Source organism: Bowmanella pacifica (assembly GCF_014645355.1).
GTDB classification, from domain to species: Bacteria; Pseudomonadota; Gammaproteobacteria; order Enterobacterales; family Alteromonadaceae; genus Bowmanella; species Bowmanella pacifica.
Map to the genome: position 1 here is coordinate 886,579 of NZ_BMLS01000001.1, position 14,389 is coordinate 900,967.

Sequence of the window (14,389 nt, forward strand, 5' to 3'; positions counted from 1 at the left end):
CATCGTCGCCAATTTAACCGGCAAAGTAATACGTCGACGCAAGACATTGTCTCTTTCAGAAGTAAGAACCCTAATAACCATCTCAGACAAAGCCGAACGTAGCACTCAGATTGTCAGGCACAACGCCAAGTTCTTGTGCCGGTTGCTCAAATTGGATAAGACAATTGTGCCGCTAATGGAGTATCTGATTGCCTTTAACGCCAATACCGGATTGATGGAGTTAGTCAACGAGCTGGAGTTTACTCAATGCCTTCCTGATTTGGATACGCATATCTGCTATGCCTTGGATGTAGATAAGCAGGCCTACTTTCAGGCTATTGATGCGTTGGCAAAGCATGGTTTTGCCTCCCACAAAGTATTCAGCGACAGTAGCCATGTGCGCATCCATCCGCCGGTACTCGATAAATTGTTAAGGAATAGATTGCGCAGTAAAGAGCAGTTTGTAGAAAAGCTGCTGCAACGCAGTAGACCAGGCACTCTAACCTTGGCTCAATTTCCACATATCAATACAGAACTGATATCCAGCTACTTGTTAAGCGCGTTGCTAGCAAAGCATCTGGGTGTAAACATTTTACTGTACGGAGCGCCAGGCACTGGCAAGACCGAGCTGGCCAGAACGCTGGCAAACTTCACAGAACGCTGTCTGTTTGAAGTTCACGCCCACAATGTCGTGAAGGGTGAACTGCAAGACGAGTTCAATGCCAAGCATTCCAGCAAGCAGCGCTTGCAATACCTGACCTTAATTCAATCGCTGCTGTCCGATTCACAGCAGTCCATGTTGTTAGTTGATGAGTGTGAAAGTCTGTTTAGTCAGGCCGACAATCAGTACTCGAAAGATCGAGTTCACCGCATCCTGGAACTCAATACAGTGCCTTGTATTTGGATCACTAACCACATTGATGAACTAGAGCCTAGTTACATCCGTCGTTTCAAACTAGTGATGGAAGTGACGGCCCCAGACAGCCAATGCTTGGTTGAGATGGCCAACAAAGCCTTTAAGGGACTGAGCGTATCGAATGACTTCAAACAACAGCTTTGTCGTATCGAACACCTATCCCCCGCCATCATCAGTAATGCCGGATATGTGGCCCGTACTATTGGCCTAAAACGGCTGGCTGCCGAATCAGTCATCAAGGAAGTTTCAGAGAATACTTTAGATGCGTCGGGACTGTTAGTACAAACACTGGGATACCAAAGCGAGCTTGCCTTTAATCCTGCATTGCTGAATATCAAACAGGATAAAGCCTTACTAGATGATATTGGCTTTGCCCTCAAGCATAACAAACCCGCCAGAGTGCTCTTAATGGGGCCACCTGGCACGGGCAAAACAGCTTACGCTCATTACCTAACAGAGACATATCAGCGTCAACTCATTCGGGTTAAATGTTCTGATGTACTAAGCAAATGGGTAGGCGAAAGTGAGCAAAATGTCGCCTCACTATTTCGACGTGCTCAGGCAGAAGAAAAGGTCATTTTACTTGATGAAGTGGACAGCTTATTGGTCAGTCGTGAAGGCCTTTCTGCGCATTATGAAGTGCAGTTGGTTAATGAGTTTCTGACCCAGATTGAGAGCTTCACCCAGCCCCTGTTCGCGGCGACCAACTTTGATAGCAAATTGGATAAGGCGGTGCTGCGCCGCTTTGACTTCAAATTGGAATGTGATTACCTGACCGCAGAGCAAGCTATAGCGCTGTATCGGCAGGTGTTAGATATCAAACGACTCTCTCCTGAGGAGGAGCAACAGCTCAGGCAATTGCGTCATCTGACCCCAGGCGATTTCGCCATCCTAGCCAGACGCAAGCTGTTCCGACCTAAACAGGACCACCGACTTTCAGCCATCACTTTATTGGCGGAAGAAAACCAACGTAAGCAACCTTCAACCACCATTGGCTTTATTCGTTAGCCAAACACCCTAGAGGTAAACAACATGACTACATCGATATTGAATTCGCTCAAGGTTATCGCTCGCCCCACAATCGAGCCCAAGAACCCCATCATCGGCAAACGCTTAAAACTCATTGACCGATTAGATGAGCAGGCAGAGCTGGTGCAATGCCTTCTCGAAGGAAAGCCTTACGAGGCTTATCGGGAGAGAACCATCAAAGATCCACAAACCGGCGAGCGCAAAAAAGTCCGCAAACCCAAAGTGGTGCGTCCCTGGTATTACGACAGTGATGACCACTATTACTTTGAGGTACGCATAGGCACCCAACCCATCGAACTACAAAAAGGGAAGCCAGCCATCGACGTGGGCGAGAAAGCCAAATTGCCAGCGGTAATTGAAACCCTCACCAAAGCGGTGGAAAACGGTGAACTGGACACGTTCCTGCTGGCCGCTCAAGGCCCAAAGAAAAAGGCAAAGCCAGCTACCCCACCCTCCAAATAGCATCAACTGGGGCCGCTGCAGGTGCATGCCCCATTTATTGGACAAGTCACCATGGCAACATTACGCGAAATTGATGTGAAGTATCGTTTCAAAGAAGTGGACTGCGGCATTGTCGGTCAGGCCATGACCACGCCTATCAATGTGGCGAAAGCGTTTGATTACCTAAAGCATGAAACCAAAGAGTTGTTTGTGGTGGTTAACCTGACCAGCCAGCATGAGATCAACTGCTTTGAGGTGGTCGGATTGGGGACGGTAGACACCTGTTCCTTGCGCGTGGCTGAGGTGTTGCGCTCAGCCATTTTACTCAACATGCCGGCAGTGGTGCTTATACATAACCACCCTTCCGGCAATCCTATACCGAGCGAAGCAGACAAGCGCATCACTAAACGCATCGTTGAGGCGGCTGAGGTCTTCGATATCAAAGTGCTGGATCATGTCGTTATCGGTCTGGATAACCACATCAGCATCCGTGAGCGCCATCCCGAGCTGTTCTAGCTCGCCATCCTAACTCACTTTTTAAGAGGTACATTATGCGTATTCAGTACGAGGGCCTAGCATTGCCCGTGACTCAGAAACTGGCCGACGAACTGGCTAAACTGATTGACCTTTACGACGTTAAAGGTGATGAAGTGACATTCAATTTTCGAGACCCAACCTACAGCGCTGAGCGTGGCGGTTTTCATCCAGTGGAAATTAGGCTGGAGAAGCGACAAGACATTTGGCACCTATGCTATATCACCGACTTTTGCTTTGTGGGAAAAGGGTATGAGGCCGAGTTAGCCAAAGAACTCGATTTCGACTTTCAGGCAGGCATATTCCAGGATTTACTGGGCGTCTACCCTATCGAGCGAGTGCGAGACTTATATCAAGTGTGGGAAGACAACTTCCTGCATTATTGGCTAGCCATCAAAGTTTTTGGTATCTCTGTATCCTGATGTCATTGATTATTTAGACGGTGTTTTAACCCGATACATGACAATTGGGTTAGCACCGTTTCTCTTCTCTTTATTCACATCAAAAAAGCGACTGAGCTTATTGACCAGTTCAACAAACTTCGTCACCCCGTATGTACGCGGATCAAAGTCAGGTTTGGCCCTTTTTACAAAACTGCCTGCGGCTGACAAGTTGGCCCAACCATCATCTTCCTGATATTGCTCCCAGGCCTTGGTCAGAATCTGCACCAGTTCGGTGATAGCGGGGTCTTCGGTTTTTGCAGGCTTCTTCTGCGCTTTCTCTGAAGGCACAGAGGTTTCTAAATTTTCGGTGTAGATAAAGTCATCGCAGGCATTACGAAATGCCACTGGGGTTTTCTTCTCGCCAACACCAAATACGAACTTTTCAGATTCCCTCAGGCGGGAGGCCAGTTTAGTAAAATCACTATCACTGGATACCAGGGCAAAGGCATCAAACTTGCCGGAGTAGAGCATGTCCATTGCATCAATAATCATCGACGCATCGGTGGAGTTTTTGCCAGTGGTGTAAGCAAATTGCTGAATAGGCTGAATGGCTAACTCGTTTAGCGACTGCTTCCAGTTCTTTAGGTTGTCACTCGACCAATCACCATAAGCACGTTTAATCACGATATGACCGTGAGCCGACAGCTCATCCAGAATCGCTTTAACTTTGGCGTACTGAGCATTATCCGCATCAATCAGTACCGCCAACTTCTTATGAACATCCAAATCCTTCATATCCCTTCCTACCTTCCATCAAACATTCTCAGCATACACCGGCATACAGAGAAGTCACTTCTACAACACGTTGCAAAGGTATGAATGAAAAAACTGTAAAGCGATAAAGCAGGCGAATTGCCCTGTGCTATTCAGGAAATTGAAATGAACAAGAGACCCTCAACAAAACGTAATTGGTATGTTGTGTTTGCCGGTGCCAGACCGGGTATCTATGGATGTTGGGAAGAGGTGGAAAGATTGGCGATTAACTTTCCTAAAGCGCGTTACCAGAAGTTTTCGAGTCGAAAAGAAGCAGAAGCTGCATTCGCTGAATGCTCTCGAGTCGGATACGACTCTAAAGCCACTTATCAGTGGAACTACACACCACCAGTAAGGAGAGGGATGCGATAACACAAGACTACGCATAGACTAGTTACATTCGATTCAACATGGACCATCAAGCATGGATGTTTACATTGGTATCGATGTAGCGTGTGCAAAAGATAAGTACCTGCCGATTGTTATCTGCACTAAAGACAACAATCGGCTTGTTCCACTCCCTTTAACCAAACACCCAGCATCTCCACCTAAAGGGTTCGGTAATGCAGGCACGCTGCAGCCAGAGTTAAATATTGCGTATGCAAAAGCCGCGCGAGAATACATCGAACTGATCTGTCACGGTTATCATCTCAATCCCATCCGAATTGGCATTGACGCACCACTGAAGCCAAGAGCCAATCACTTACAGAGAAGGTTTGCCGAACAGGCGCTAGATAAAACAGGCATCAGTTGCTTTACTACCCCATCTGAACAAGATTTCTTAAAGATTACGGCCAAGGGAAGAGCACACTTAAAAGCAGGAAAGCCAGTGCCAAACCTTCCTCACGCCATGCAGCTTTGGATGCTGGCGGGTTTTGCCATTGCGGACGAATTATCTAAGCTCACTTCTTGTATTGAAGTTTATCCGCAAGCCACTGCCAGGTATCTGGGAATAGCGGATAAGCATAAGACAACCAAAGGGCAAGCCGAACAGCAACTTCACAGCATTAGCCAATACAGCGGATGGCCTGCTTCCGCTGATGAGTGGCAACAACTCAGCGCTATCTGTTACGGTGCAACGCATGACAAAGTTGACGCCTACAGTGCAGCTTGGGTAGCGAGCCTACCCGAAAGACAACGAGTAGCCTTGGGAAAACCTGAGCATGATGATGCTATTTGGGTGCCAGCGCTAAAAGCTCCTCAACCAACAAAAGAACACCAAACATTCACCGAGTCCGATGCACATACAGAGAATGCTGCATATCAGAGAATGTGTCCTGCTTGCGGAGAGCATAACTTCAAACGCTGGCCTTTCGGTTGGGACGCCCACGCGGCTCACAGATGTACCGGTCTAACAGGACATGGCACCGAAAGTAGAAAAGCTGAATTTAAAAAGAAGTTCCTGAGTCCGCCATAAAGCACTCGCTTTACAACCGTTTCAAAATAAACCACACTGGCAAAAATACTTATAATAATAATGGACAATGCTCGACACCATCAGCTTTGCTCAGAAACAGCGCCTGGCCTACATCGACTTTTGCCTTTTGTTTAAAGGGGCCATCTATCGTCAAGATCTGATTAATCGTTTTGAGGTCGGTTTGTCAGCAGGCACGCGAGACTTCAATCTTTACAAAGAGCTGGCACCCAGGAACCTTTCATATAACTCCTGTGACAAGCGTTATTTTCAAACACCGGAGTTTAAGCCGCTTTTTGAGCACGATGCCAAACGCACACTAACCAAACTGGCCAATGACATATCCGATGGCTTTGATGCCATTGGTGATATTCATTTCCCTGTCGAAGCACCATCCAGCCTAAATGTACCTGATATCTTTATTGTTGCCCGGTTAGTGCAAGCCATCATAAATAACAAAGCGGTCAGTGTGATTTATACCTCCCTGTCCAGTGGCTCGGGTGCCCGAGTGTTAGTTCCCCACTCTATCGTCGACAACGGTCTTCGCTGGCATGTAAGAGCGTATGATCGCAAAAGCCAAAGCTTTCGCGACTTTGTGCTAACCCGAATTAGTAAAGTCACTATAAAGGGCACACCAGAAGAATACGAACAGGCAAGAGCTGATACTGAGTGGCAGCGACTTATTCCGCTTCAATTAGTACCGCATCCTAAGAATGTCGAGCACCCCACTGCCATTGAAATGGACTACGGCATGGAAAATAAGCAACTGCTTATCGAAGTGCGATCGGCAATGGCGGGGTACCTATTGAGGCGGTGGAATGTAGATTGTACCGAGCGCGCCACTCTTTTAGGTGCAGAATATCAACTCTGGTTGCAGAATCGTTTCACGCTGAATAATGTGCAGAATATATCGATTGCGCCGGGATATCGGAAGGATTAAGTAGTTTATGGGAATTCAAAACGTTTATTCGCCCGGAATGCGTATAGTGGTGAGGGATGCTGAGTGGGTTGTTAGAAAGTCAGATCCTACAGCTGATGGAGGTTATCTAATTGAATGTGAAGGTCTCTCTGAGCTTGTCCGAGGGAAGGAAGGGCGGTTCTTAACGGCCATAGAAAACGACAAAGAATATTCGAATTCCGCAATTGAAATTCTTGATCCAGCATTAACTAAGCTAACCGAAGACAAATCACCTAACTACAAAGACAGCTTACTCTATATAGAAGCAATGTTACGGCAAAAGGTGCCCACCGACGAGCACATCTATTTTGGTCACAAAGCGGCAATGGATACTTTGCCATTCCAACTTGATCCCACGATTACAGCGCTCAAGCAACCTAGACAACGAATATTGATTGCTGATGCAGTTGGTTTAGGTAAAACACTGGAAGCTGGTATTTTGATGTCGGAGTTAATTCGACGTGGCAAAGGCAAACGTATTTTAGTGTTGGCTGTAAAGTCTATGTTGACTCAGTTTCAAAAGGAAATGTGGAGCAGATTTTCAATACCACTTACACGCCTTGATTCATCAGGTCTTCAACAGGTTCGGAATCGTATTCCTACAAACCATAATCCGTTTCATTTCTATGATAAGTCGATTATTTCAATTGATACTTTGAAACAAGATGTTGAGTACAGGCATTATTTAGAGCAAGCCTATTGGGACATTATCGTAATAGATGAAGCACATAATGTAGCTAAGCGGGGCTCTAATTCACAACGTAGTAGATTAGCATCATTACTCTCGCAGCGTTCCGATACATTGATAATGCTGTCAGCTACACCACATGATGGTAAGCCAGAAAGTTTCGCCAGCTTAATGAACATGCTTGATGCCACGGCTATTGCTAATGAAAAAGAATACCAACATGAAGATTTCAGCCAAAAGGGCTTGGTAGTTCGTCGTTTTAAAAAGGATGTCAAAGATCAAATTGCTAAGGACTTTCCTGAGCGAGACATTCAAACGGTAAAAACCCAAGCTAGTCCAGTAGAGGAAGATGTATACAGAGAGCTTACGCAGCTTAATTTGAGTGCATTAGATAAAGGTAAAAAAGCCAGTCAACTTCTTCGGGTCACCATTGAGAAAACACTCTTTTCTAGCCCGATTGCATGCTTATCTACAGTGCAAAATCGCATTGTCCGACTAGAAACAAAAAATGATCCTGAATTTCAAGATGACTTAAAATCGTTAAAATCCTTTGCTTACGCCTTACAAAGAGTTACTCCAGAGCATTTTAGCAAATACCAGCGTTTGCTGACGTTAATCAGTGATCCAAAAACAGGATTTGGATGGAAACCGAATAAAAAAGATGACCGCTTGGTGATCTTTACGGAAAGCATTCCCACATTGAATTTTTTGTATGAAAACTTGCAAAGGGACCTCGGACTCGAGCCTGAACAAATTAGTTTCTTAAAAGGCCAAGAAATGTCAGATACCGAGTTGATGCAAACCGTTGAAGAATATGGAAAAGAACAATCAAAGCTGAGAATCTTGGTATGTTCTGATGTCGCGTCAGAAGGGATCAATCTGCATTATCTCAGCCACAAGATGATTCACTTTGATATACCTTGGTCACTGATGGTCTTTCAGCAACGAAATGGCCGTATAGACCGTTATGGTCAAACTAAACAACCATTAATTCGCTATTTAGTCACCACCAGTAAGAATGAAAACGTTCGTGGCGACAGCAGAACTAGCGAAGTGTTGATTGAAAAAGATGAGCAGGCGCAAAAGAACATCGGCGATCCTTCGGAGTTTACTGGTCGTTTTGACCAAGAGTCTGAAGAAGAAGCGGTTGCGGAAGTTATAGCAGAGAGTTTTACCTCTGGAGAAGATATTCTGGCCGATATATTTGGAGACTTCGACGATCTGGAACAAAAAGAAAGCAGCCCTCTTGATGCATTTTTGCCAGACGAAGTGCAAGTATCAAAATCAACTTCACAAACCAGAGAGCTGTTTTCTTTATTCAGCTCAGACATTCATTTTGCAGAGCAAAGCCTTGAATTCATCAAACGTAAAGGGCAAAGAATTGAGTTTCGCAAGTCGGATGCTTCAACATTATCACTTACGGTGAACAATGAGTTGGAAGAACGCCTCAAAAGGCTTCCAGACGAAATTTATCCTCAGGGAGATCAATTTATATTGACCAATGACATTGTCCAAATGTCGGAAGAAATTGCTGCTTCGCGGGGCCAGCAACATGCTTGGCCACGTAAGAATTTTCTATGGCAGCTTCACCCTGTTATGGAATGGTTGAATGATAAAGTGCTCTCTGCTTTTGGACGCCACCATGCTCCACTTGTGCGCGTTCCACATAAAATGCCTTCGGGGAGAACCGCATTTGTTTTAAATGCTATTTATCCAAATAGAAAAAGCCATCCGTTGATTAACGACTGGGTCGTCGTACATTTTAATGGAAATCAGTTTGATAATTTTGAGTTATTTGAACAGTTTGCAGACTTATTTGGCCTAAAAGACAACAAATTATCTAATCCTGCAACCTCGGATAATACCGCTGATGCTCAAGCCTTGTTGAGATCGGCAATAGATAAAGCCTCCGAATATTTCCAAGCAATCCGGAACGAAAGCGAAGGCCAGATAAACCTTAAGTTACAAAAGCAGGTTGATGCATTAGAAGCCTTGAAATTTAAGCGGGTGAAACAACTAGCGCTCAATCTTGACCAAGCCGGTGGAATTCAGCAAATCATTGAAGACAAGAAACAACGAGAACAAAGTCGAATCGAGAAGCTATTTGATGACTATATCCAATGGATTGAAGACACAGTAACTACAGAGAAAACACCTTTTATTCAGCTTGTGGCAGTATTTACAGGGAGTGAGAATTAAGCATGGCGAGTCTTGTAGGCATTTATAACGAAAACGACTTTTACTCCCATCACTACCTCACTTCGGTATTTGAGTCTGATATTCGTGGCGTAATGGAAGATTGGACCAATCAAGAAGCTGTGGCGCGTGAATACGAGAAAAAAGAACGAGCACTGGGAAGAGAGCCTGAACGTGGATTTCGCTCTCCTTATTCTGAACTCGCTTCTTATGCGGGACGTTACTTCAAGCAACTGAATGAACATGCTCGCGAAAAAGATATTGCCGCACGGTTGCAACAACAGAGACGACGCTGGGTAGATATCCTAACGCCTCTTGGTTATGCGCTGAAAAGTGATTTTGTTGAGTTGACATCGGGTTTGCATTTGCCGATTTTAGCAAACTATAAACAAAACGAGCAGCCTTTTTTATGGATCGTTGAGGCTCATGATAAATTTGATGAAGATAGCCAAGACCCATTGGCTCTATCCATCCTTCAGCAACAATTGGATAAATCGGTCATTCAGGAGCCAGAGTTTCTGAAAAAACATAGCCAGTTGCTAAAAATGAGCTGGCAGGAAGTTATTTCAAAACACATTCTGACTGATGAAAATCCGCCTCGCTGGATTTTGCTGTTAGGTAATCGCCAAGCACTGCTGATTGATAGAACCAAGTGGGCGCAAAATCGACTGCTCCGTTTTGATTTTGAAGAAATCTTAGGCCGAAAAGAAACAGACACATTAAAAGCTTGCGCAGCGTTATTACATAAATCGTCAGTAATGCCTGAGACCGGACAGCCATTACTCGATAATCTGGATGAGAACAGCCATAAACATGCATTTGCAGTGTCAGAAGACCTGAAATATGCCTTACGTGAATCTATTGAATTACTTGGCAACGAAGCAACTAAATACCTAATAGCACAAGGAAAAGCGAGCTTTACCGGTAATAGCGCAATTAAACCTGAAGAGCTAAGCCGAGAATGTTTGCGTTATATGTATCGATTACTTTTCTTGTTCTACATTGAAGCGCGCCCAGAGCTCGAATACGCCCCATTGAATTCGATGACATACTTAAAAGGCTACAGCCTTGAAACGCTGAGAGATCTAGAGCTCGTGCCACTTTACAGTGAGGCGGATAAGCAAGGCCGTTACATTCACGACAGCTTAAACTTGTTGTTTAAACTTATTCATAAAGGCTACAAATCAAAGGCTGATTTAACTACAGAAAAGCTGGATGTATTTAGCGTGACTCAGTTAGATAGCCACCTGTTCGACCCTAAACGTACACCGACACTCAACAAAGTGGTGTTCACAAACCAAACCATGCAGCAGGTATTAAACCTGATGTCCTTAAGTAAGGAAAAATCGGGTAAAAAACGTCGTGGTCGTATTTCATATTCTCAGCTTGGCATTAACCAATTAGGCGCCGTTTATGAGGCATTGCTTTCCTACAGAGGTTTTTTCGCGCATGAAACCTTATACGAGGTTAAGAAAAAGGGAGATGCCTACAGCGAACTTGAAACGGGGTATTTCGTAACAGAACAACAGTTCAATGAATATGATGAAGACGAAAAAGTCACTCATATCGTGAACGAAGGAGGAGAAAAGAAAACCCGTTATAAAAAGTTTGAAAAAGGTAGCTTTATTTACCGAATGGCGGGGCGGGACCGTGAAAAATCGGCTTCATATTACACTCCGGAGGTTTTGACAAAATCACTGGTCAAATACGCCCTCAAAGAACTGTTTAAAGAAAAAATTGAGCCACTCAAAACCGCCAAAGAAAAAGCTGACGTCATCATCAGATTAACCGTATGTGAGCCTGCCATGGGCAGTGCAGCGTTCTTAAACGAGGCAATTAATCAGCTCTCGGAGCACTATCTTTACTTTAAACAGCAAGCTGAAAATAAACGCATTCCTCAAGATGAGTACACCCGCGAATTACAACGGGTGAAAATGTATATTGCTGACAATAACGTATTTGGTGTGGATTTAAACCCGGTCGCCGTGGAGCTGGCAGAAGTTTCTTTATGGTTGAATGCGATTAGTTCAGAAGCTTTTGTGCCTTGGTTTGGTTACCAGTTATTTAATGGTAACTCGTTAATTGGTGCTCGTAGACAAGTTTTTCCCTCGCACCAACTCACCTATAAAACGCAAAAGCAGCCTAGTTGGTTAAACCAAGCGCCAATCCGTATTGAGCCCGGTAAACAACGAGAAGACCACCAAGTGTATCACTTTCTTTTGGGTGACAATGGCATGGCCAATTACACCGATAAAGTGGTTAAAGATTTAAAGCCGAATGAAATTAAGGCTATTAACGAGTGGCGAAAAGAATTCAACAAACCATGGAGTGATGAGGACAAATCAACACTTCAACGCATTAGTAAAAAAATTGATGATCTTTCGGCAGAACATACTAAAAGCCGAGCATTTCAGCGTAAATTAACCACAGACGATTTACCGCTGTGGCCAAATAAAGCTGACGCTATGTCCATCACCAATATGGCAACCAAAGATAAAATGCTAGAAAAAGCCATGACTGATGGCGCAAGCAGCTATCAGCGCTTAAAAATGGTGATGGATTATTGGTGTGCGTTATGGTTTTGGCCAATTGACCAAGCGGAAGAATTGCCAGAGCGTTGGGAATATTTGTCTGATATCGAAACATTATTAGATGGTTATATTCAGACAACTCCCTCAGACCAAGTTGACATTGTTGAGGATGAGGCTGTTGAAGTAGGCTTTATGCAAGATTTATTTGCCGAGCCCAAAGTGGCAGAGCGTCCCGCTGATTACCAGTCTTTAATCACAGCTAAAGGCACGCTTAATAAAAAAGTAATTTTTGATGTGATGCCGAGAGTGAAAATCGCTGATACCTTGGCCGAAAGATACAAATATTTCCACTGGGAATTAGAGTTTACCGATATTTTTGAAACGAACTCAGGCTTCGATTTAATTTTGGGTAATCCGCCATGGCTTAAGATTGAATGGCAGGAAAGCGGTGTAATGGGAGACTTTGAACCAAAGTTTATATTGAACAAGCTTTCTGCATCAAGCCTCAATACAATTCGAAAACAAACATTCGAGCAGTTTCCTAAGCTTGAAAGCGCTTATCTTACCGAATTCTCCGAATCAGAAGGTACACAAAACTTCCTTAACGCTGAAGCGAATTATCCTGAATTAAAAGGGCAACAAACGAATCTATATAAGTGTTTTTTACCTCAAGCTTGGAAAGTTAACTCTACCAATGGTGTAGCGGGGTTTCTTCATCCCGAGGGTATTTACGACGATCCTAAGGGGGGAGACTTCCGAAAGTTGGTCTATCCGAGATTGAAAAGCCACTTTCAATTTTCTAATGCCTTAATGCTATTCTCAGAAGTACACGATCAGCTTCGATATAGTATAAACATATATGGTAGTCCAACTAATAAAGTTCACTTTCAAAATATCAATAACTTAGTTTCCGCATCTACAATATCAGCTTCTTTTGAACACAATGGTGGCGGGACAATTCCCGGAGTTAAACGAGAAGACGGCAAGTGGGACTTAGCTGGACATTCAGAGCGGATTATAGAAGTGACAGACGAAAAGCTGGCTCTTTTTGCAAAGTTGTATGACACTGCGGGAACTTCAGTACTGGCCGCACGATTACCTTCATTGCACTCTCAACAACTTATCCCAGTGCTTCAAAAATTTGCTGTACAGTCAAGACGGTTAAGTGATTTGTGTGGAGAATATATTTCGCTAGAAATGTGGCATGAGACTAATGCTCAGAAAGATGAGACGATTAAAAGAAAAACGCAATTCCCAAAAAAAACAAATCATTGGATATTATCTGGGCCTCATTTTTTTGTTGGGAACCCATTCTATAGTACCCCCAGAAGAGTTTGTTCTCATAATCAAGCTTATGACAAAATTGATCTGTCCAATATTCCGGATGACTACTTACCTCGCACTAATTACATCCCGGCTTGTAATGATGTTGAGTACCTGAAACGAATGCCTCGTGTACCTTGGTTGGATGAGGCTGATATAAAAAAATGGCAAGATAATGGAGCTGACCCGCTAGAGTATCCTACACAGCGGCCTGTGACGGATTATTACAGATTCGTAAATCGGGAAATGATTGGGCCATCTTCAGAACGAACCATGATTTCGACTATTGTTCCTAAGAATGTAGCGCATATAAACACATGTTTGAGCACTACCTTCAAAAAAACGGAAGATTTGCTTGATTATTTTGGGATGTGCCTTTCAATTCCAGTCGATTACCGAGTCAAAAGTACCGGTATGGGACATGCCAACACGACATTAATTAATCAACTACCAGTGCTTGATGATGAAAAGTTTCGTGGACATATTCACATTCGAGCGCTTTTACTTGTTTGTTTATCTTCATCATTCGCAGAATTATGGGAGACATGCTTCTTAGAGAAATTTCAAAGAATGGTGTGGGCGAAAAAGGATAGTCGGTTACCAGATAAAATTTTTCATAAACTTAATCGTGAATGGACTCGAGAGTGTTCCTTACGCACCTATTTCGCGCGGCGCCAAGCACTAGTTGAAATCGATGTTTTAGCCGCAATGGCGATTGGGCTTACATTAAAAGAGCTCACCATTATTTATCGTGTTCAATTTCCGGTAATGCGGCAATACGAAGCTGATACTTGGTATGACCAATACGGACGGATTGTCTTTACCTCAAGTAAAGGATTGAGCGGAGTCGGACTTGACCGTAAATATAACAAGAAAAACGATTTCAATATCAGTGTGATATACGGGATTTTTGTTGAAGGTAGTGAGCAAATCTCAAAGTTAAAAGCGGGCACTGAAGACAATCCATGGAATGAAGAAAACGGTCAAATAGGTTGGGAAGACATCAAAGATCTCAAATCCGGCATAGTCACTAAAACCTATATGGATGACACCGTCCCTGATGGCCCAGTCGAGCGTACCATAGAATATCACGCACCATTTGACCGCTGCGACCGTGAAGAAGATTACAAAACCGTATGGGCAGAATTCGAGCGCCGGTTTAGCGAGAATAAGGAGTAGTTGTA

Annotated in this window: 10 protein-coding genes; 9 read left to right on the forward strand and 1 reads right to left on the reverse strand. The window is 44.0% G+C overall.

Translation table 11 applies throughout. The annotated features are described in order from the left end of the window. Nucleotides 1–151: 151 nt before the first annotated feature. From IEX02_RS03495 to IEX02_RS03510, 4 genes are read left to right on the forward strand one after another with little or no spacing between them, the layout of a single operon-like run. Complete coding sequence (locus tag IEX02_RS03495) at nucleotides 152–1,903, forward strand: ATP-binding protein (protein WP_188690318.1); 1,752 nt, start codon at nucleotides 152–154, stop codon at nucleotides 1,901–1,903. Nucleotides 1,904–1,927: 24 nt separating this feature from the next. Next, nucleotides 1,928–2,386, forward strand: coding sequence for a hypothetical protein (locus IEX02_RS03500; RefSeq protein ID WP_188690321.1), 459 nt, complete (start codon nucleotides 1,928–1,930; stop codon nucleotides 2,384–2,386). Between the two features lie 51 nt (nucleotides 2,387–2,437). Next, nucleotides 2,438–2,881, forward strand: a complete 444-nt coding sequence (locus IEX02_RS03505; protein WP_188690324.1) for a JAB domain-containing protein — start codon at nucleotides 2,438–2,440, stop codon at nucleotides 2,879–2,881. 35 nt (nucleotides 2,882–2,916) lie between these two features. Next, nucleotides 2,917–3,321, forward strand: coding sequence for a DUF2787 family protein (locus tag IEX02_RS03510; RefSeq protein WP_188690327.1), 405 nt, complete (start codon nucleotides 2,917–2,919; stop codon nucleotides 3,319–3,321). 9 nt (nucleotides 3,322–3,330) lie between these two features. On the opposite strand, the gene IEX02_RS03515 is transcribed toward IEX02_RS03510, so the two are convergent. Beyond that, the gene (locus IEX02_RS03515; RefSeq protein WP_188690330.1) at nucleotides 3,331–4,077 is read right to left on the reverse strand and encodes an NYN domain-containing protein; all 747 of its coding nucleotides are present in this window, start codon (nucleotides 4,075–4,077) and stop codon (nucleotides 3,331–3,333) included. A 144-nt stretch (nucleotides 4,078–4,221) separates the two neighbouring features. On the opposite strand from IEX02_RS03515, the gene IEX02_RS20555 reads away from it, so the two are divergent. The 5 genes from IEX02_RS20555 (at nucleotide 4,222) to IEX02_RS03540 (ending at nucleotide 14,384) form a co-directional block, all read left to right on the forward strand. After that, on the forward strand, nucleotides 4,222–4,467 hold the full coding sequence (locus IEX02_RS20555) for a ribonuclease H1 domain-containing protein (protein WP_188690333.1): 246 nt from the start codon (nucleotides 4,222–4,224) through the stop codon (nucleotides 4,465–4,467). Nucleotides 4,468–4,519: 52 nt separating this feature from the next. Beyond that, on the forward strand, nucleotides 4,520–5,512 hold the full coding sequence (locus IEX02_RS03525) for a DUF429 domain-containing protein (RefSeq protein WP_188690336.1): 993 nt from the start codon (nucleotides 4,520–4,522) through the stop codon (nucleotides 5,510–5,512). A gap of 67 nt (nucleotides 5,513–5,579) precedes the next feature. Further along, nucleotides 5,580–6,449 (forward strand): WYL domain-containing protein, encoded by an 870-nt coding sequence (locus IEX02_RS03530; protein WP_188690339.1) that lies wholly within the window; start codon nucleotides 5,580–5,582, stop codon nucleotides 6,447–6,449. Nucleotides 6,450–6,456: 7 nt separating this feature from the next. Continuing rightward, the gene (locus IEX02_RS03535) at nucleotides 6,457–9,354 is read left to right on the forward strand and encodes a DEAD/DEAH box helicase (RefSeq protein WP_188690342.1); all 2,898 of its coding nucleotides are present in this window, start codon (nucleotides 6,457–6,459) and stop codon (nucleotides 9,352–9,354) included. Between the two features lie 2 nt (nucleotides 9,355–9,356). After that, on the forward strand, nucleotides 9,357–14,384 hold the full coding sequence (locus IEX02_RS03540; protein ID WP_188690345.1) for an Eco57I restriction-modification methylase domain-containing protein: 5,028 nt from the start codon (nucleotides 9,357–9,359) through the stop codon (nucleotides 14,382–14,384). Nucleotides 14,385–14,389 lie beyond the last annotated feature (5 nt).

Coding starts and splice junctions, on each gene's coding strand:
- IEX02_RS03515 (WP_188690330.1), bottom strand. CDS start 4,077: ATGAAGGATTTGGATGTTCATAAGAAGTTGGCGGTACTGATTGATGCG.
- IEX02_RS03510 (WP_188690327.1), top strand. CDS start 2,917: ATGCGTATTCAGTACGAGGGCCTAGCATTGCCCGTGACTCAGAAACTG.
- IEX02_RS03525 (WP_188690336.1), top strand. CDS start 4,520: ATGGATGTTTACATTGGTATCGATGTAGCGTGTGCAAAAGATAAGTAC.
- IEX02_RS03540 (WP_188690345.1), top strand. CDS start 9,357: ATGGCGAGTCTTGTAGGCATTTATAACGAAAACGACTTTTACTCCCAT.
- IEX02_RS03530 (WP_188690339.1), top strand. CDS start 5,580: ATGCTCGACACCATCAGCTTTGCTCAGAAACAGCGCCTGGCCTACATC.
- IEX02_RS03505 (WP_188690324.1), top strand. CDS start 2,438: ATGGCAACATTACGCGAAATTGATGTGAAGTATCGTTTCAAAGAAGTG.
- IEX02_RS20555 (WP_188690333.1), top strand. CDS start 4,222: ATGAACAAGAGACCCTCAACAAAACGTAATTGGTATGTTGTGTTTGCC.
- IEX02_RS03535 (WP_188690342.1), top strand. CDS start 6,457: ATGGGAATTCAAAACGTTTATTCGCCCGGAATGCGTATAGTGGTGAGG.
- IEX02_RS03500 (WP_188690321.1), top strand. CDS start 1,928: ATGACTACATCGATATTGAATTCGCTCAAGGTTATCGCTCGCCCCACA.